The sequence below is a fragment of the Pseudomonas sp. NFACC56-3 genome (assembly GCF_900100025.1).
GTDB classification, from domain to species: domain Bacteria; phylum Pseudomonadota; class Gammaproteobacteria; order Pseudomonadales; family Pseudomonadaceae; genus Aquipseudomonas; species Aquipseudomonas fluorescens_AA.
This window is the reverse complement of record NZ_FMTK01000009.1, coordinates 45,696-64,329: the sequence shown is the minus strand read 5'-3', so window position 1 is coordinate 64,329 and position 18,634 is coordinate 45,696. Positions and strand designations below refer to the sequence as shown.

Genomic DNA, 18,634 nt, shown 5'->3' with positions numbered 1-18,634 from the left:
GCATGGCAGGCTCCCAGCCTCAAGTTTTATCTGGATACACGTTTTACCCTGGACAAGCGTCGGGCCGATTCCCGTCATTGCCCAAGAATTTCGCAAGAAGACAAGTTCCCCAAGAGCCACAAAGAAGGTAGGACACCGTGAACCCGGTAATCAAAAAATTCCAGTTCGGTCAGTCGACCGTTACCCTCGAGACTGGCCGTATCGCCCGTCAGGCCTCCGGCGCAGTGCTGGTCACCGTTGACGACGACGTCAGCGTATTGGTGACCGTTGTCGGTGCCAAGCAAGCCGATCCAGGCAAGGGCTTTTTCCCTCTGTCTGTCCACTACCAGGAAAAGACTTACGCTGCCGGTAAGATCCCTGGCGGTTTCTTCAAGCGCGAAGGCCGTCCTTCCGAGAAAGAAACCCTGACTTCCCGACTGATCGACCGTCCGATCCGTCCGCTGTTCCCAGAAGGCTTCATGAACGAAGTGCAGGTTGTCTGCACCGTCGTGTCCACCAGCAAGAAAACCGATCCGGACATCGCTGCGATGATCGGTACCTCGGCTGCCCTGGCTATCTCCGGCATTCCTTTCGATGGCCCGATCGGCGCTGCCCGCGTCGCGTTCCACGAAAGCACCGGCTACCTGCTGAACCCGACCTACGAGCAACTGAAAGCCTCGAGCCTGGACATGGTCGTGGCCGGTACTTCCGAAGCCGTGCTGATGGTTGAATCCGAAGCCAAAGAGCTGACCGAAGACCAGATGCTGGGCGCCGTGCTGTTCGCCCACGACGAGTTCCAGGTGGTGATCAACGCTGTCAAGGAACTGGCCGCCGAAGCCGCCAAGCCAACCTGGACCTGGGCTCCGCAAGCCGAAGCCACCGAACTGCTGGCTGCGATCCGTGCCGAGTTCGGCGAAGCGATCTCCCAGGCCTACACCATCACCGTCAAGGCCGACCGTTATGCGCGCCTGGGCGAGCTGAAAGACCAGGTCGTTGCCAAGCTGTCCGGTGAAGAAGGCCAGCCGTCTGCCGCTGAAGTGAAAGCCGCTTTCGGTGAAATCGAATACCGCACCGTTCGCGAAAACATCGTCAACGGCAAGCCGCGTATCGACGGTCGCGACACCCGCACCGTACGTCCGCTGAACATCGAAGTTGGGGTCCTGCCCAAGACCCACGGTTCGGCACTGTTCACCCGTGGCGAAACCCAGGCCCTGGTCGTTGCCACGCTGGGCACCGCCCGCGACGCGCAACTGCTGGACACCCTGGAAGGCGAAAAGAAAGACCCGTTCATGCTGCACTACAACTTCCCGCCGTTCTCGGTGGGCGAGTGTGGTCGCATGGGTGGCGCCGGTCGTCGCGAAATCGGTCACGGCCGTCTGGCCCGTCGTTCGGTTCAGGCCATGCTGCCAGCCGCTGACGTGTTCCCGTACACCATTCGCGTGGTATCGGAAATCACCGAGTCCAACGGTTCGAGCTCGATGGCTTCGGTCTGCGGCGCTTCCCTGGCCCTGATGGACGCTGGTGTGCCGATGAAGGCCCCGGTTGCCGGTATCGCCATGGGTCTGGTGAAAGAAGGCGAGAAATTCGCCGTCCTGACCGACATCCTGGGTGACGAAGACCACCTGGGCGACATGGACTTCAAAGTGGCCGGTACCGCCAAGGGCGTCACCGCACTGCAGATGGACATCAAGATCAAGGGCATCACCGAAGAGATCATGGAAATCGCCCTGGGCCAAGCCCTGGAAGCGCGCCTGAACATCCTCGGCCAGATGAACCAGATCATCGGTCAGTCCCGTACCGAACTGTCGGAAAATGCTCCGACCATGATCGCGATGAAAATCGACACCGACAAAATCCGTGATGTCATCGGTAAAGGCGGCGCGACCATCCGTGCGATCTGTGAAGAAACCAAGGCTTCGATCGACATCGAAGACGACGGTTCGATCAAGATCTTCGGCGAAACCAAGGAAGCGGCAGAAGCGGCACGCCAGCGCGTCCTGGGCATCACTGCCGAAGCCGAGATCGGCAAGATCTACGTCGGCAAGGTTGAACGCATCGTCGACTTCGGCGCGTTCGTCAACATCCTGCCGGGCAAGGACGGTCTGGTTCACATCTCCATGCTGAGCGATGCTCGCGTCGAGAAAGTGACCGACATCCTCAAAGAAGGCCAGGAAGTGGAAGTGCTGGTACTGGACGTGGACAACCGCGGCCGTATCAAGCTGTCCATCAAGGACGTCGCAGCAGCCAAGGCATCGGGCGTTTAATCACCCCATCGCCTAAGCGCTGAACAAGCAAACGCCCCGACTGGTTCGGGGCGTTTTGCTGTGTGACGAAAATCCCGGCCAGGCAGGTTGCCTGGCCACCGGAGACGGTGCTAGTTTTAGCCACCGCCCGTGTAGCTCAGTCGGTAGAGCAGCGCACTCGTAACGCGAAGGTCGCAGGTTCGATTCCTGTCTCGGGCAAGATTTCCCCTCGTTATTTCACCTTCCTGCTCAGTTCCTCGACCGTGCGTTTGAGCTGGTCCATCTCTCGATCCTGATCGCTGAGTTCCCGTTTCAGGGACGAAATCTCGCTGTTGCTCGAACTCGAACTGGAGCCGCTATTGCGCTTGAGCTCTTCCACTTGTTTGCCAAGGTCGTTCAGGTCGCGTTCCTGTTCCTTGATAGTGCGCTTGAGCTCGTCAATCTCTTTGCTGCTGGAGGTGGAACTGGAGCCGCTGTTGCGTTTGAGTTCTTCGATCTGACCAGCCTGTTCGCTGAGGGTGCGCTTCTGGTTTTCCAGTTCGTCGGTATTGTTCTTCACGCTTTTCGGCAGGCTTTCCAGAACGCTGGCGCTGACATCGGTCTTGACGAGCTTGTACTGATCGGATTGGTCGTAGTGAAGGGCGGGAATAAAGTCGTGGTAAGACGGCTCATCGGAGGAGACTTCAACCGCCGCTTGAGCAACGTCAGTCAAGGTCAGGCTGCCAAGCAGCAAGGTCGCGGTGGCAAGTTGGATCGACGAGCGTTTCGAAAAGCTGCGCATCACTGGGGTTCCTTGTGAAGTGCCGGCATGGCACATGGCTATGACTGGTTATTTTGACAGATGTTCCCGGGTCCGCAGCGCTTCTTCTGCACAGGTTTTTTTGTGGGATAGATGTAAAGAACCGTGTAAATCGTCGGCAAAACATCCTATATTCGTTGCCTGCATGTGCATCGCCCAGCAGTTTTCAGATGATCCACGAATGGTTCTGAAGGCCAGATAAACCGGGCTTCACACGGTTTTTTGCGTCAGAGAGATCCTTGATGATCCAGATCCATCTTCCATTCCCCCGATCAACGAGAACGCCATGACTGTTAAAGCATTGACCCAGGAAGCCAGGCACGAAGAAGCGCTGAAGAAGTACGTGCTGGATGCGCCCCAGTTGCTGGAAGAGATCAAGGACTTGTCCGCCGACGATCAGAAAGATCAGATCCAATGGGCATTCGAGGACGAGGCCGAAGCCCAGGGGCTGCAACCCTGGGAGTTGACGCTCAAGTACACCAGCACGCCTGAAGAGTTCGAGGCGCAGCGCCTTGCGTTGCACAAGGAGGCGGCCGAGGTGCTGGGTGTGGAATGGGATGAGTACTGCGAGATGAACAATCTGGTGGTCTGAAAAAAACGCCAGCCTTTCAAGGCTGGCGTTTTTTGTTGTCAGAGGCTCAAGCGCATCGACAGATCCACTGCCTTCACATCCTTGGTCATCGCGCCGATCGAGATGTAGTCCACCCCGGTCTCGGCGATCGGGCGCAACGTGCTCTCGTTGATCCCGCCGCTGGCCTCCAGCTTCGCCTTGCCGCCATTGAGACGCACGGCTTCACGCATGTCGTCCAGGCTCAGTTCGTCGAGCATGATGATGTCGGCGCTGGCCGCCAGCGCTTCGTTCAACTCCGCCAGGCTTTCCACTTCGATTTCCACCGGTTTGCCCGGTGCGATCTTGTGGGCGGCCGCGATGGCCTGGGCGATTCCGCCGCAGGCGGCGATGTGGTTTTCCTTGATCAGGAAGGCGTCGTACAGGCCGATGCGGTGGTTATGGCAGCCACCGCAGGTGACCGCGTACTTCTGGGCCAGGCGCAGCCCGGGCAGGGTCTTGCGAGTGTCCAGCAGCTTGACCTGGGTCCCGGAGACAAAGTCGGCCAGGTAACGGGCCCGCGTGGCGACGCCCGAGAGCATTTGCAGGAAGTTCAGGGCGCTGCGTTCGCCGGTCAGCAACGAGCGGGCCGGGCCCTCCAGGTGGAACAGCGCCTGATCGGGAGTGACCCGGTCGCCGTCGTGCACTTGCCAATGCACCGCGACACGCGGATCCAGTTGCCGGAACACGGCATCGACCCAGGCCGTGCCGCTGATGATCGCCGCATCGCGGCTGATGATGGTGGCCTTGGCCAGGCGTTCGGCGGGGATCAGTTGCGCGGTGATATCGCCGCTGCCGACGTCTTCAAGCAACGCACGGCGCACGTTGGCTTCGATTTCGGCGGTCAGATCGGCGAGGCGTAGATTCGGCATAACGGGCTCCACAAACAAAGTGGCGTGATTATAGGGTGTCGAAACCTGCATTTGGTCGCGTCCTCGCAACATTTCCTCATTTTCCCGGTCACTTATTTGCGCCGTATTTCGAGCTGGTTCACAGAGTCTGCTGGTACGACAGGGTTGTTTTACCCGATAATCCGCCTTTCGATTGACGTCATAGCTTTGACGTTGCGAACCGAAAACCGTTTCAGGAGGCCAGGATGCACAACGACGGGAATGTAGTGCCTTTGCACAAGGTGGCTACCGATCAGGCGAATCGTTCGCCGCTCGCCCGCCTGCCTGTGATTCTGCTTCAGGTTCGCGACAAGGCCGCCCAACAGCTGCGCCTGGGCTTGCAGGGGCTGTTCGATAACGCCGACGACACCTTGTTTGAAATGGCCGACCGGGCGCGCGACGACGTCGAGCAGAACCTGTACTTCGAGGCCATGCGGGACCTGCGCCTGAAGCGCAAAAGCATCGAGCGGGAATTCATCGAGCAGTTTTTCGAGACCTTCGTCAGCCTGACCCAGTACGACCTGACCCACGCCAGCTTGGTGCCTGCCCTGGCGCCGGAGGGCCAGACACAGCGTTCCCACGATGAGCTGGAACGTCATCTGGCGGTCGAGGCCATGGTCACTCGGGTGCTCAGGCGCGATGGCGTGTCGCTGGAGCAACTGACGGCCCGGCTCGGTGTACTGCTGGACCGGCCGCTGGCCAACCAGTACAACCCCCTGAGCCCGGCACTGCTGTGCGAAAAGTTCCTGCAGGCCGGGCGTAACCTGGGCGTGGGCATCAAGGTCAAGCTGATCCTGCTCAAGCTCTTCGAGCGTTATGTGCTCAGCGAGTGCGACCAGCTCTATACCGAGGCCAACCAGTTGCTGGCCGCCACGGGCATCTTGCCGGAACTCAAGGTGACCCCGGCTCGTCGGGCATCGGATCGCTCCGAGGATACCCCCAGGCCCAACGCCGAAATCGCTGTCCAGCCCAGCGATGCCGAGGTCGACGACAGCGTGCAGGAAGTGTTCGCCGCCTTGCAGAAGCTGCTGATGCAAGTGCGTGGCAGTGTGGCGCCGACCCTGGAAGCCAGCGCGCCGCCCCAGCCGATCTCGACCCGTGACCTGCTGCGGCTGCTCTCGCATTTGCAGCAGTACGTGCCAGCGCCTGCCGTGCAGGACGAATTCGACCTGCGTAGCCAGCTCGAACAACTGTTGACCCGGGTCAGCGTCAGGAGTGGCAAGTCCCGGGTGGTCGAAGGCGCCGATGAAGACGTGATCAACCTGATCTCGATGATGTTCGAATTCATCCTCGACGACCATAACCTCCCAGACTCCTTCAAGGCCCTGATCGGCCGCCTGCAGATCCCGATGCTCAAGGTCGCGGTGCAGGACAAGAGCTTCTTCAGCCGTGGCAATCATCCGGCCCGGCGGCTGCTGAACGAAATCGCGGCCGCCGCCACGGGCTGGGGCGATTGCGACGATCATCAGCGCGACAGCCTGTATTTGCGCATCGAACAAGTCGTGCAGCGCCTGCTGAATGATTTCGTCGATGACCCGGCGATTTTCTCCGAGCTGCTGGCCGATTTCCTGGCCTTCACCAGTGACGAGCGGCGGCGCAGCGAGTTGCTTGAGCAGCGTATCCGCGACGCCGAAGAGGGCCGGGCCAAGGCCGAACTGGCGCGCCAGCGGGTCGAAGGGGCGCTGAACCAGGTGATGCTGGGCAAAGTCTTGCCGCAAGCCGTGGTGGAGTTCGTGCAACACGCCTGGAGCCAGGTGTTGTTGCTGACCTGTTTCAAGCACGGCAAGTACTCCGCCGAGTGGCAGGCCGACGTCCTGACCCTGGAGCATTTGATCTGGAGCGTCCAGCCGCATGACGAACCGGACGCCGGCCTGCGTTTGCTGGCGATGGTGCCGGAGCTGCTCAAGGCCCTGCGTGAAGGCCTGAGCCGTTCGGCGTTCGACCCGTTCGCCACCAGCGAGTTTTTCAGTGAGCTGGAAGTCCTGCATGTGCAGGCGCTTGAACGCACGGGCCAGGCAACGGAACAGGCCCAGCCGTTCGATTCGCCGGTCATGGTCGAGGTGCTGGAAAAAATCGTCCTGCACCCTCCGCAAAAAACGGCGGGGGAGAGCGTGGCGGTGCATTTGCCGGCGGATGATGTCGGCCTGCTGCAGGTCGACCAGTTGCACTTGGGAAGCTGGGTCGAGTTCCAGGAGGACGATGACAATACCCTGCGTTGCAAGCTGGCGGCGATCATCGAGGCCACCGGCAAGTACGTCTTCGTCAATCGCACCGGCCTCAAGGTGCTGGAGCACAGCCGCACCAGCCTGGCCCTGGAGTTTCGTCGCGGCGCGGCGCGGCTGTTGGACGACACCCTGTTGTTCGACCGGGCGCTGGAGTCGGTGCTGGGCAATCTGCGCCAGCTCAATCGCGGCAAGTGATCGCGCAGCCCGGTCCGATCACGGCATACTGACGACATTCACCGTCGTCATCGAAGGAACCTGTATGCAGTTGGACTCCGCGAGCGGTTGGTGCGAAGGGGTGCGTCATTGCCCATCGCCCAACTTCAATGCGCGCCCCGAAGGCGAAATCTCCCTGCTGGTGATCCACAACATCAGCCTGCCCCCGGCACAATTCGCCACCGGCAAGGTGCAGGAATTCTTCCAGAATCGTCTGGATGTCACGGAACATCCCTACTTTGCCGGTATCGCCGACCTGCGGGTTTCTGCGCATTTTCTGATCGAGCGTGACGGCGCCGTGACCCAATTTGTCTCTTGTCTGGATCGTGCGTGGCATGCGGGCGTCTCGTGCTTCGAGGGGCGTGAGACCTGTAACGATTTTTCCCTGGGCATCGAGCTTGAGGGCACGGATGATCTGCCGTTCACCGACGTGCAATATGTCGCATTGGTGGACCTGACCCGGCAGTTGCAAGCGGCGTTCAGGGCGATCACTGTGCAGCGTATCTGCGGGCATAGCGACATCGCACCGGGGCGCAAGACCGATCCGGGACCGGCATTCGACTGGGCGCGCTATCGCGCGGCCCTGACAGAAGGGGAAGGACAATGAGTTTTCTGGTGTTGCTGCTGGCCGTCTGGATCGAGAAATTCTCGGCCTTGCGCCAGCGGGTCCAGCGCGACGGCGGTTGGCTGCGCGAGCTGAACAAGCTCGAGGCGAACCCACGGTGGGTCAACCGACCCTGGCTGGTGCTGACGGTGCTGGTCCTGCTGCCTGTGGCCGTGTTGGCGCTGCTTTTGTGGGTGCTGGAGCCAGTGGCCTACGGTCTGCTGGCGCTGCCGGTGCATTTGCTGGTGGTGATTTACAGCCTGGGGCGCGGCGATCTGCTGGCCGCCCTCGGGCCGTTTCGCGACGCCTGGCGTCGCGAAGACCTGCAAGCGGCAGCCCATGTGGCCAAGCGCGACCTGGACATTGAGGCCGATGACGGTGAGCAATTGCTGGAGCGGGTCCAGGGGCATTTGTTGTGGCAGGCCTACCAGAGCTTTTTCGCGGTGATTTTCTGGTACTTCGTGTTGGGCCCGGTCGCGGCCTTGAGCTATCGACTGCTGGCGCTGGCCGCCGAGCACAGCCAGAACCCTGGCGTGGCCGAGCGGGCCGCGCAAATGCGCCATGCCTTCGATTGGGTGCCGGTGCGGTTGCTGGCGGCAAGCTTCGCCCTGGTGGGCAATTTCGTCGCGGTCAGCCGGGTCATGCTGCATGAGCTGTTGAACTGGAACATCAGCGCCACCGACCTCATCGACAAGGTCGGCCTGGTGGCTGGCGAAATTCCCAAGCCTGTCGCGGGGCCGGATGGCATCAATAGCTTGGACCGGCTGTGGGAATTGCTGCTGCGTGCGGCGGTGCTCTGGTATGCCGGGTTTGCGTTGTGGACGGTCTTGGCCTGACAGCTGTCGTCAAGGTGCTTTCTGTGGCGAGGGAGCTTGCTCCCGCTCGGTTGCGCAGCAACCGCAAACCTGGGCAAGCGATTTTCCTGAAGGCACTCGGGGGGCCTGCTTCGCAGGCCAGCGGGAGCAAGCTCCCTCGCCACAACCAGGCTCGTTAACCTTAAGTTACAAATCTCCCCGCCGATTTAGGCTATACAGGGACAGCGCCCGAATAGTGGCTTTCTGCTGTCTCTGTGCGCGAGCTCATAACAATAAGAACACTACCGGGAGGCTTCCTTGTGAAGAGTTTGCTCTGGCCCGCCGTCGCACTGATGAACCGCCTGAGCTTCGGCATGAAGTTCAGCCTGATCAGCGTGCTGTTCCTGCTACCCATGCTGGTGACCAACTTCTTTCTGGTGCGTGATTCCTATCGGGAATTCCAGGGCACCCAGGTGGAGCTGCAAAGCCTCGACCTGCTGGGCAGCAGCCTGGCCCTGCGCCGGGACCTGGAAACCCTCAACAACCTGGTGCAGATCAACGCCAGCCTGGGGCAGTCCGGCAAGGCTGGTGATGTCGAAGCGAAGATCGGCAGCCTGGAGCAACAGGTCCTCACGCGCTTGCAAGGCATGACCGCCATGGCCATCGAGCCCGAGCAGGTCAGTGCCTTCGAGGCCAAGCGCGATGAGATGATCGGTGCTTTCAAGGCCCAGCAGGCGGAAAGCTCCCTGCAGAGCAAAAGTGCGCTGATCGGCAAGTTGCTCAACAGCGCCCAGATGTTCAGCCAGATCATCGCCAGCCAGGCGGGGCTGAGCCGCGACAACCAGAGCGACATCCGCCAACTCAGCGAATTGATCATCGGCACCACCCCCAAGGTCACCCAGATCCTCGGCGATGGCCGGGCGCTGGGGGCGTCCTCGTTGGGGCTGGGGTTCCTCAATTCGGCATCGAGCACCCGCTTCGACGAGTTGCTGGCGCAGATCGAAAAGCTCCAGGGCGAGTATGACTTGAAACTGCAGGACGCCCTCGGCTCCAGCAAGGCCGCCGGGCAAACCCTTGGCGCCCAGGCCGACGGTAGCAAGAACACCCTCAAGAAAGCGTCGGAGCTGATCGAGGAGCAAGTGGTGATGGCCGACACGCTCGATGCACCGTGGCCGGCGTTCTTCGAGCAGATCAGCGGCCTGATGGAGCAGACTTATCGGCTGAACGAAGCGACCCAGGGCTTTCTCGGTGTGCAGTTGCAGCAGCGGCTTGAGCAGAATCGTAGCCATATGGTGCTGCAGGCCGTGGCGCTGGTGGCGGTGTTCCTGTTGATTTTTTACCTGTACGCCGGCTTCTACGCGTCGACCCGCACCACCCTCCAACACCTGGGCCAGATGATGGACAAAGTGGCGGCGGGGGACATGACGGTCAATTTCGTGGCGCGCAGTAAGGATGAGCTGGGCGAACTGGGTGAAGTGTTCAACGGTACGGTGGCGAAGATCCATGACCTGATCGAACAGGTCAGCCGCACCGTCGCGGAAGTCGAACGCCAGGCCGGGCGGGTGGAAACGGTATCGGCCCAGAGCAACCAGGCCGTCGCCGGCCAGCGCAGCCAGATCGAACTGGTGGCCACGGCGATGAACCAGATGTCGGCCACGGCCCAGGAAGTGGCCCGCAGTGCAGCCGCTGCCGTAAGCAGTGCCCACAGCGTGAACGACGAGACCCTCAGCGGGCGCGGGCTGGTGGAGTCGCAGCAGGGCAGCATCGCCCGCTTGGCCAGTGAGATCGATCAGTCGGTGCAGGTGATCAACCAACTGGCGACCGACAGCCAGGCCATCAGCCGCGTGCTGGATGTGATCAAGAGTATCGCCGAGCAGACCAACCTGCTGGCCCTCAATGCCGCCATCGAAGCCGCCCGTGCCGGTGAACAGGGGCGGGGTTTTGCGGTGGTGGCCGATGAAGTGCGGACCCTGGCCAAGCGGACCCAGCAATCGACCGAAGAAATCGAAGCGATGATCGCCCGCCTGCATGGCGGTGTCGGTGCCGCCGTCAAGGCGATGGGCACCAGTCATGAGATGGCCAGTGGCACGGTCGGTCAATCGGAGAAGGTCCAACAGGCCCTGGAAAATATCCTCGGTGCGGTCGGCATGATCGTCGACCAGAACCAGCAGATCGCCGCTGCCGTGGAGCAGCAGACGGCCGTGGCCCACGACATCGACCAGAACATCGTCGAGATCAACCGCGCCGGCGAACGCACGGCCGAAGGCGCGCACCAGACCGAAAACGCCAGCCGTGAGCTGTCTGCCCAGGTGGTGCAGCTCAAGCAACTGATCAATGCGTTTCGGGTGTGATCGCTATGTCCGCCACGGATCCCATGTGGGAGCGGGCTTGCTCGCGAAGGCCGAGTGTCTGCCAATGATGTTCTGACTGACACACCGCCTTCGCGAGCAAGCCCGCTCCCACAGGTTTTTTACCAGTTGAACAAATCGCGGGCGTTGGCGGTGCTGGCCTCGGCCAGTCGCTCGGGCGTCACCGCCATGATCCCGGCCAGCGCCTCGCAAATCGCCGGCAAGTGCGCCGGGCTGTTGCGCTGCCCCGCAAACATCGCCGGGGCCATGTCCGGTGAGTCGGTTTCCAGCACCACCGCATCCAGCGGCAGTTTCGCCAGCACCCGGTGCATGCGCAGGGCCTGAGGCCAGGTCGCCGCACCGCCAAGGCCAAGCTTGAAGCCGAGCTTGAGGTATTCGCGGGCCTCTTCAAAACTGCCGGCGAAGGCATGGATGATCCCCGCCCGGGTGGGGCGGATGCGCTTGAGGGTCGCGATCACGGCGGCATGGCTGCGGCGCACGTGGATCAGTGCCGGCAGTTCGAACGCCACGGCCAGTTCCAGTTGCGCTTCGAACAGCGCTTGCTGGCGGTCACGGTCCAGGGTCTCGATGTAATAGTCCAGGCCGATCTCGCCCACTGCACACAATTGCCGGTGCCCGGCCAGGCGGCTCAGCCAGTCGCGCAACAGCGCCACGTCGTCGGGTCGATGCTGGTCGAGGTACACCGGGTGCAGGCCCAGGGCGGCATGCAGGTCCGGGTCGCTTTGCACCAGGTCCCAGACCCGCTGCCAATTGTCCCGGTACACGCCCAGCACCACCATCTGCCGCACGCCCAAGGCGCGGCTTTCGGCCAGCAGCGCCGGGCGGTCCGCGTCAAAGTCCGGGAAGTCCAGGTGGGTGTGGGTGTCGATCAACTCCATGCATCAATCCTGAGGAAACGTCAGCCCTGGTGGATCCGCTGCTTGAACGTCCGGGCGATGGCCTGCACGCCAGGCTGGTAGTCATCGTTTTCGATGGCTGCCAGGGCCAGTTCTAGGGCCTTGGCGGCGATCAACTGATGTTGTTGGGACATGGCATTGACCGGCAGCGGCAGGAAATCCAGCAACTGCGTGTCACCAAACGTGCCCAGGCGTAATGGCCGCGACTTGAGCGGGAAATCATGCAGGGCATCGAACACCCCTTGCAGCAGCACATAGGACGTGGTGATCAGCGCATCGGGCAGATGCCCCAGGCGCGCGAGCATTTCATCCATCAACTGACGGCCGCATTCACGGCTGAACGACTCGCCATGCTCGATCAACACCTGGCCCTCGAACCCGGCCAAGGCTTCGCGAAAACCTGCGGCCCGTTCCTGGCTGATGCTCAATTCGGGGCGGGCGCTGATCAAGGCGATTTGTCGAGGGTGGGTCTCCAGCAGGCTGCGCGTCAGGTGCAGGCTGGCCTGGCGGTCGTCGCTGATCACCGAGCAGAAATGCGCCGGTTCCATCACCCGGTCGATGGCGATGATCGGAATGCCCTTGGCCTGCAACTGCAGGTAGCTGTCGTCGCCGGCCGGCAGGCAACTGGCGACGATCAGCGCATCGCAGCGCCGGGCGCGGAACAATTGCAACAGCTGCCGTTCACTGTCGGGCGCATCATCGGAGCTGGCGATCAGCAACTGATAGCCCCGAGCCCGGGCGCCTTGTTCCAGCAACTTGGCGATGCGTGCGTAACTGGGGTTTTCCAGGTCTGGCAGGATGAAACCCAGGGTGCGGGTGTGCCGGCTGCGCAGCCCGGCGGCCTGGGGATTGGGCGTGAAGCCATGTTCCTCGACCACCGCCCGCACCCGTTCGACGGTGGCGCTGCTGATGCGTTGCTGTTCGGCCTTGCCGTTGATGACATAGCTGGCGGTGGTGACGGACACACCGGCCAATTGAGCAATATCACTGAGTTTCAACCCGGTATTCCTTGTTTTTTCGAGTGAGTCCCGAGGATTAGGGCCATCCTACCCGATTCAAGCTGACGGTTACCGCCCAAGCGCTTACGACAAGTTGCACTTCAACGATGAGAGATTATCGAGTAACGTGCCAATCTTTCTAGATTAAACGTTTCAGCAAGCGTATTTTCAAGGCTATCAGGATTTTTGGCCGTGCTGCCGCGATACCGCCAAAAACCGTCCTGTAACGCTAAGCTGATTCATTCAAAACAATACCTGGCGCCAACCCGGACGCCAAAAAGGAGAAAGCATGCTCGAGCTCACTCTAGAGCAGATATCCATGGCGCAGACGGCCGTGGATAAAGACGCTGCGCTGCAACTGCTTGCCGACAAACTGGTGGCCGATGGCCTGGTAGCCGAGGGCTACCTCGCTGGCTTGCAGGCCCGTGAAGCCCAGGGTTCGACCTTTCTTGGCCAAGGTATTGCCATCCCCCACGGCACCCCGCAGACCCGCAACCTGGTCTATTCCACCGGCGTGCGCCTGCTGCAATTCCCCGACGGCGTGGACTGGGGCGATGGTCAGATTGTCTACCTGGCCATCGGCATCGCCGCCAAGTCCGATGAACACCTGCGCCTGCTGCAACTGCTGACCCGCGCCCTCGGCGAGACGGACCTGGGCCAGGCCTTGCGCCGCGCCGGTTCCGCCGAAGCGTTGCTGAAGCTGCTGCAAGGCGCGCCGCAGGAACTGGCCCTGGATGCCCAGATGATCGGCCTCGGTGTGTCGGCTGACGATTTTGAAGAACTGGTATGGCGCGGCGCTCGCCTGTTGCGCCAGGCCGACTGCGTGAGCAATGGCTTTGCCGGCGTGTTGCAGCAAGTCGAGGCGCTGCCCCTGGGCGATGGCTTGTGGTGGCTGCACAGCGAACAGACCGTCAAGCGCCCGGGCCTGGCGTTCGTCACCCCGGACAAACCCATCCGTTACCTGGGCCAACCGTTGAGTGGTCTGTTCTGCCTCGCCAGCCTCGGCGAGGCCCACCAGGCCTTGCTGGAAAGGCTCTGCGCCTTGCTGATCGAAGGCCGCGGCCACGAACTGGGCCGCGCCACCAGTAGCCGCAAGGTCTTGGAAGTGCTCGGCGGTGAATTGCCCGCCGACTGGCCCAGCGCGCGCATCGGCCTGGCCAACGCCCATGGCCTGCATGCACGCCCGGCGAAGATCCTCGCCCAGTTGGCGAAAAGCTTCGACGGCGAAATCCGCGTGCGCATTGTCGACGGCCAGGACAGCGCCGTGTCGGCCAAGAGCTTGAGCAAACTGCTGAGCCTGGGCGCCCGTCGCGGCCAGGTCTTGGAGTTCATCGCCGAACCGAGCATTGCCAACGACGCGTTGCCGGCACTGCTGGCCGCCATCGAAGAAGGCCTGGGCGAAGAGGTCGAACCGTTGCCGCCACCGAGTGCGCCACGGGAAACCGTGATGGCCGAGGTCGCGACCGTCATGCTGGCGCCCGAATCCGGCAGCCTGATCCAGGCCGTCGCCGCCGCCCCGGGCATCGCCATCGGCCCGGCGCACATCCAGGTATTGCAGGCCATCGACTATCCGCTGCGCGGTGAATCGGCGGCCATCGAGCGCGAGCGCCTGCAGAACGCCTTGAACCAGGTGCGCCGTGACATCCAGAGCCTGATCGAGCGCGCCAAGGCCAAGGCCATCCGCGAAATCTTCATCACCCACCAGGAAATGCTCGACGACCCGGAACTGACCGACGAAGTCGACACCCGCTTGAAGCTGGGCGAGAGTGCGCAAGCGGCGTGGATGGGCGTGATCGAAGCCGCCGCCAAGGAGCAGGAAGCCTTGCAGGATGCCTTGCTGGCCGAACGGGCCGCCGATCTGCGAGACGTCGGCCGTCGGGTGCTGGCGCAACTGTGTGGCGTCGAAACCCCGAACGAGCCCGATCAACCCTACATCCTGGTCATGGACGAAGTCGGCCCGTCCGACGTGGCCCGCCTGGACCCGACCCGTGTGGCGGGGATTCTCACCGCCCGTGGCGGCGCCACCGCCCACAGCGCCATCGTCGCCCGTGCCCTGGGCATTCCGGCGCTGGTGGGCGCGGGGGCGGCGGTATTGCTGCTGGCGCCGGGCACGTCCTTGCTGCTGGATGGCCAGCGCGGTCGCCTGCACGTGGACCCTGACGCCGCCACGTTGCAGCGCGCCAAGGAAGAACGCGACACCCGCGAACAGCGTCTCAAGGTCGCGGCCGAGCAGCGCCACGAACCGGCGCTGACCCGTGACGGGCATGCCGTGGAAGTGTTCGCCAACATCGGCGAAAGCGCCGGCGTCGCCAGCGCGGTGGAGCAGGGCGCCGAAGGCATTGGCCTGTTGCGCACCGAACTGATTTTCATGGCCCACAGCCAGGCGCCGGACGAAGCGACCCAGGAAGCCGAATACCGCAAGGTGCTCGATGGCCTGGGCGGGCGGCCGCTGGTGGTGCGCACCCTGGATGTGGGCGGCGACAAACCGCTGCCGTACTGGCCGATCGCGAAAGAAGAGAACCCGTTCCTCGGCGTGCGAGGCATTCGCCTGACGTTGCAGCGCCCGCAGGTCATGGAAGCGCAACTGCGGGCCCTGTTGCGCTCGGCGGACAGCCGGCCGCTGCGGATCATGTTCCCGATGGTGGGCAGCGTCGACGAGTGGCGCCAGGCCCGGGACATGACCGAGCGCCTGCGCCTGGAAATCCCCGTGGCGGACCTGCAACTGGGGATCATGATCGAAGTGCCGTCCGCCGCGTTGCTCGCGCCCGTGCTGGCCAAGGAAGTCGACTTCTTCAGCGTCGGCACCAATGACCTGACGCAATACACCCTGGCCATCGACCGGGGGCATCCGACCCTTTCGGCCCAGGCCGATGGCTTGCATCCGGCGGTGCTGCAACTGATCGACATCACCGTGCGCGCCGCCCATGCCCATGGCAAATGGGTCGGTGTGTGTGGCGAATTGGCGGCCGATCCGCTGGCGGTGCCGGTGCTGGTGGGCCTGGGCGTGGACGAGCTGAGTGTCTCCGCCCGTAGCATTGCCGAGGTCAAGGCGCGGGTTCGCGAACTGAGCCTGGCGCAAGTCCAAACCCTGGCCCAAGCGGCCTTGGCCGTGGGCAGCGCCGATGACGTGCGCGCATTAGTGGAGGCGCTGTAATGGCGAAGATTTTAACCCTGACCCTCAACCCGGCGCTCGACCTTACGGTGGAACTGGCGCGCCTGGAACCAGGGCAGGTCAACCGCAGTGACGACATGCACACCCATGCCGCCGGCAAAGGCGTGAACGTGGCCCAGGTGCTGGCAGACCTCGGTCATACGCTGACGGTCAGTGGCTTTCTGGGCGAAGACAACGCCCAGGTGTTCGAGACGCTGTTCGTCCAGCGCGGGTTTGTCGACGCCTTTATCCGTGTCCCCGGCGAGACCCGCAGCAATATCAAGCTGGCCGAGCAGGATGGGCGCATCACTGACCTCAACGGGCCAGGCCCGGTGGTCGATGCCGCCGCACAGCAGGCCTTGCTGGCGCGTTTGGAGCAGATCGCCCCCGGCCACGACGTGGTCGTGGTGGCGGGCAGCTTGCCCCGGGGCGTCAGCCCGCAATGGTTGCAGGCATTGATCGCACGCTTGAAGGCACTCGGCCTGAACGTGGCCCTCGACACCAGTGGCGAAGCCTTGCGCGTTGCCCTGGCGGCGGGGCCTTGGCTGATCAAGCCGAACACCGAGGAACTGGCCGATGCGCTGGGGTGCGAGGTGGTGAGCGAAGCGGCCCAGGCGCAAGCGGCGCAGCGCCTGCATGCCCAGGGTATCGAGCATGTGGTGATTTCCCACGGTGCCGATGGCGTGAACTGGTTCAGCGTCGGTGCGGCGTTGCATGCCTCGCCGCCCAAGGTCAGCGTCGCCAGTACCGTGGGCGCCGGGGATTCGCTGCTGGCGGGCATGCTCCATGGGCTGCTTAGCGCCGACACCCCGGAACAGACACTGCGCACTGCCACGGCCATCGCCGCCATGGCGGTCACGCAGATCGGTTTTGGCATCCACGACACCGCAGTGCTGGCGTCGCTTGAACAGGGCGTGCGCGTGCGCCCCCTGACAGAACAATAAGAGGGTTCGCAAGAATGAAACTAGCCATTGTGACGGCCTGCCCGAACGGCATGGTTACCAGTGTGTTGTGCGCCCGCCTGCTGGACGCCGCGGCGCAGCGCCAGGGTTGGAGCACCAGCGTCGAGGTCCATGACGCGGCCCATCCGGAACGCCAGTTGTCGGCGGCGACCCTCGAAGCGGCGGAGTGGGTGTTGCTGGTCGCCAGCGGCCCGGTGGACCTGTCGCGGTTCGTCGGCAAGCGGGTGTTTCGCAGCACACCGGCCCTGGCCCTCCAGGACGTTGATGCGGTGTTGCGTCGTGGCGCCGTAGAGGCTGAGGTTCTGGGCGAGGCAGACCTGTTCGCGCAAGAGCCGGCGGCGTCGGCCGAGCGGGCCCCGCGCCTGGTCGCCATCACGGCATGCCCAACGGGCGTCGCCCATACCTTCATGGCCGCCGAGGCCTTGCAGCAGGCGGCGACGAAGCTTGGCTATGACCTGCAAGTGGAAACCCAGGGTTCGGTGGGGGCGCGCAATCCGTTGAGCGCCGAGGCCATCGCCGAAGCGGACGTGGTGTTGCTGGCGACCGACATTGAAGTCGCCACCGAGCGGTTTGCCGGCAAGAAGATCTACCGTTGCAGCACGGGCATCGCTTTGAAACAGGCTGAAGCGACGCTGAACAAAGCGCTGGTCGAAGGTCGCCAGGAAAGCGCGTCGAGCGGCGCCAGCGCCCCGGCCAAGTCGGAGAAGACCGGCGCCTACAAGCACCTGCTGACGGGCGTGTCGTTCATGCTGCCGATGGTGGTGGCCGGTGGTTTGATGATCGCCTTGTCGTTCGTGTTCGGCATCGAGGCCTTCAAGGAGCCTGGAACCCTGGCGGCCGCGCTGATGCAGATCGGCGGCGAGACCGCGTTCAAGTTGATGGTGCCGTTGCTGGCCGGCTACATCGCCTATTCCATCGCCGACCGGCCGGGCCTGGCGCCCGGCATGATCGGCGGGATGCTGGCGAGCACCCTGGGCGCCGGCTTCATTGGCGGGATCATCGCCGGTTTCCTGGCCGGTTACGCGGCCAAGGCGATCAGCCGCTACGCGCGCTTGCCCCAGAGCCTGGAAGCGCTCAAGCCGATCCTGATCATCCCGCTGCTGGCGAGCCTGTTCACCGGCCTGGTGATGATCTACATCGTCGGCAAACCGGTGGCGGGCATGCTCGACGCTTTGACCCACTTCCTCGACAGCATGGGCACCACCAATGCGATTCTGCTGGGCGTGCTGCTGGGGGCGATGATGTGCGTCGACCTCGGCGGACCGATCAACAAGGCCGCCTATGCGTTTTCGGTGGGGCTGCTGGCTTCGCAGAGTTATGCACCGATGGCCGCGACCATGGCTGCCGGCATGGTGCCGCCCATTGGCCTGGGCATCGCCACGTTCATCGCCCGGCGCAAATTTGCCCAGACCGAGCGCGAGGCCGGTAAAGCGGCACTGGTGCTGGGACTGTGCTTCATCTCCGAAGGCGCGATCCCGTTCGCGGCCAAGGATCCGCTGCGGGTGATCCCGGCGAGCGTCGCCGGCGGTGCGTTGACCGGTGCGTTGTCGATGTACTTCGGCTGCAAGCTCATGGCCCCCCACGGCGGCCTGTTCGTGATGCTGATCCCCAACGCCATCAACCATGCGTTGTTGTACTTGCTGGCGATCGTGGCGGGGAGCCTGCTGACGGCAGTGGTGTACGCGCTGCTCAAGCGGCCTGAGGTGGTGGAGATGGCGTTGGAGCCGGCGAAGGCCTGATCGCTTCTTTGAAGCAATGAAGTCCCCCGGTGGGAGCGAGCTTGCTCGCGATAGCGGTGTATCAGTCGACAACTGGGTTGCCTGACACTCCGCCATCGCGAGCAAGCTCGCTCCCACATTGGTTTCCCACATTGGTTTTGGGCGTGCATGAAATCCCTGTCACAC

12 protein-coding genes, 1 tRNA gene and 2 pseudogenes are annotated in these 18,634 nt (G+C 62.9%); 11 read left to right on the top strand and 4 right to left on the bottom strand.

From position 1 onward, the window contains the following. Positions 1-137: 137 nt before the first annotated feature. Both pnp and BLO80_RS14480 read left to right on the top strand, forming a co-directional pair. A complete protein-coding gene (gene pnp, locus BLO80_RS14485; protein WP_092328543.1) occupies positions 138-2,243 on the top strand; it encodes a polyribonucleotide nucleotidyltransferase in 2,106 nt (701 codons plus the stop codon). 125 nt (positions 2,244-2,368) lie between these two features. Continuing rightward, positions 2,369-2,441 (top strand) — tRNA-Thr (locus BLO80_RS14480). Between the two features lie 13 nt (positions 2,442-2,454). Here BLO80_RS14480 and BLO80_RS14475 read toward each other — a convergent pair. Further along, positions 2,455-3,003 (bottom strand): hypothetical protein, encoded by a 549-nt coding sequence (locus BLO80_RS14475; protein WP_092328541.1) that lies wholly within the window; start codon positions 3,001-3,003, stop codon positions 2,455-2,457. A 304-nt stretch (positions 3,004-3,307) separates the two neighbouring features. On the opposite strand from BLO80_RS14475, the gene BLO80_RS14470 reads away from it, so the two are divergent. Continuing rightward, the gene (locus BLO80_RS14470; protein ID WP_072341097.1) at positions 3,308-3,613 is read left to right on the top strand and encodes a DUF6388 family protein; all 306 of its coding nucleotides are present in this window, start codon (positions 3,308-3,310) and stop codon (positions 3,611-3,613) included. A 38-nt stretch (positions 3,614-3,651) separates the two neighbouring features. Here BLO80_RS14470 and nadC read toward each other — a convergent pair whose 3' ends face one another. After that, positions 3,652-4,500, bottom strand: coding sequence for a carboxylating nicotinate-nucleotide diphosphorylase (gene nadC, locus BLO80_RS14465; protein ID WP_092328538.1), 849 nt, complete (start codon positions 4,498-4,500; stop codon positions 3,652-3,654). Between the two features lie 224 nt (positions 4,501-4,724). Between nadC and BLO80_RS14460 the strand changes: the two genes are divergently transcribed. The 5 genes and pseudogenes from BLO80_RS14460 to BLO80_RS30635 form a co-directional block, all read left to right on the top strand. Continuing rightward, complete coding sequence (locus BLO80_RS14460) at positions 4,725-6,938, top strand: DUF1631 domain-containing protein (protein WP_092328535.1); 2,214 nt, start codon at positions 4,725-4,727, stop codon at positions 6,936-6,938. A gap of 64 nt (positions 6,939-7,002) precedes the next feature. Next, a complete protein-coding gene (gene ampD / locus BLO80_RS14455; protein ID WP_092328533.1) occupies positions 7,003-7,563 on the top strand; it encodes a 1,6-anhydro-N-acetylmuramyl-L-alanine amidase AmpD in 561 nt (186 codons plus the stop codon). Continuing rightward, positions 7,560-8,396, top strand: a complete 837-nt coding sequence (ampE, locus tag BLO80_RS14450) for a regulatory signaling modulator protein AmpE (protein WP_092328530.1) — start codon at positions 7,560-7,562, stop codon at positions 8,394-8,396. Before ampD ends, ampE begins: the two co-directional genes overlap by 4 nt. Positions 8,397-8,707: 311 nt before the next feature. Further along, positions 8,708-9,847: pseudogene (locus BLO80_RS30640) on the top strand (HAMP domain-containing protein); the annotation flags it as partial. Positions 9,848-10,132: 285 nt separating this feature from the next. Continuing rightward, a pseudogene (locus BLO80_RS30635) lies at positions 10,133-10,705 on the top strand (methyl-accepting chemotaxis protein); the annotation flags it as partial. Between the two features lie 119 nt (positions 10,706-10,824). Here BLO80_RS30635 and BLO80_RS14440 read toward each other — a convergent pair. Further along, a complete protein-coding gene (locus BLO80_RS14440) occupies positions 10,825-11,601 on the bottom strand; it encodes a TatD family hydrolase (RefSeq protein WP_092328523.1) in 777 nt (258 codons plus the stop codon). A gap of 20 nt (positions 11,602-11,621) precedes the next feature. Next, positions 11,622-12,617, bottom strand: coding sequence for a catabolite repressor/activator (cra, locus tag BLO80_RS14435; RefSeq protein WP_092328521.1), 996 nt, complete (start codon positions 12,615-12,617; stop codon positions 11,622-11,624). 289 nt (positions 12,618-12,906) lie between these two features. On the opposite strand from cra, the gene ptsP reads away from it, so the two are divergent. The 3 genes from ptsP to BLO80_RS14420 are packed head-to-tail and all read left to right on the top strand — an operon-like array spanning position 12,907 to position 18,469. Continuing rightward, on the top strand, positions 12,907-15,771 hold the full coding sequence (gene ptsP / locus BLO80_RS14430; RefSeq protein WP_092328518.1) for a phosphoenolpyruvate--protein phosphotransferase: 2,865 nt from the start codon (positions 12,907-12,909) through the stop codon (positions 15,769-15,771). Then, positions 15,771-16,712 (top strand): 1-phosphofructokinase, encoded by a 942-nt coding sequence (gene pfkB / locus BLO80_RS14425; protein WP_092328516.1) that lies wholly within the window; start codon positions 15,771-15,773, stop codon positions 16,710-16,712. The genes ptsP and pfkB overlap by 1 nt, the downstream gene beginning before the upstream one ends. Before the next feature lie 14 nt (positions 16,713-16,726). Continuing rightward, positions 16,727-18,469, top strand: a complete 1,743-nt coding sequence (locus BLO80_RS14420; protein ID WP_092328513.1) for a PTS fructose-like transporter subunit IIB — start codon at positions 16,727-16,729, stop codon at positions 18,467-18,469. The last annotated feature ends 165 nt before the right edge of the window (positions 18,470-18,634 follow it).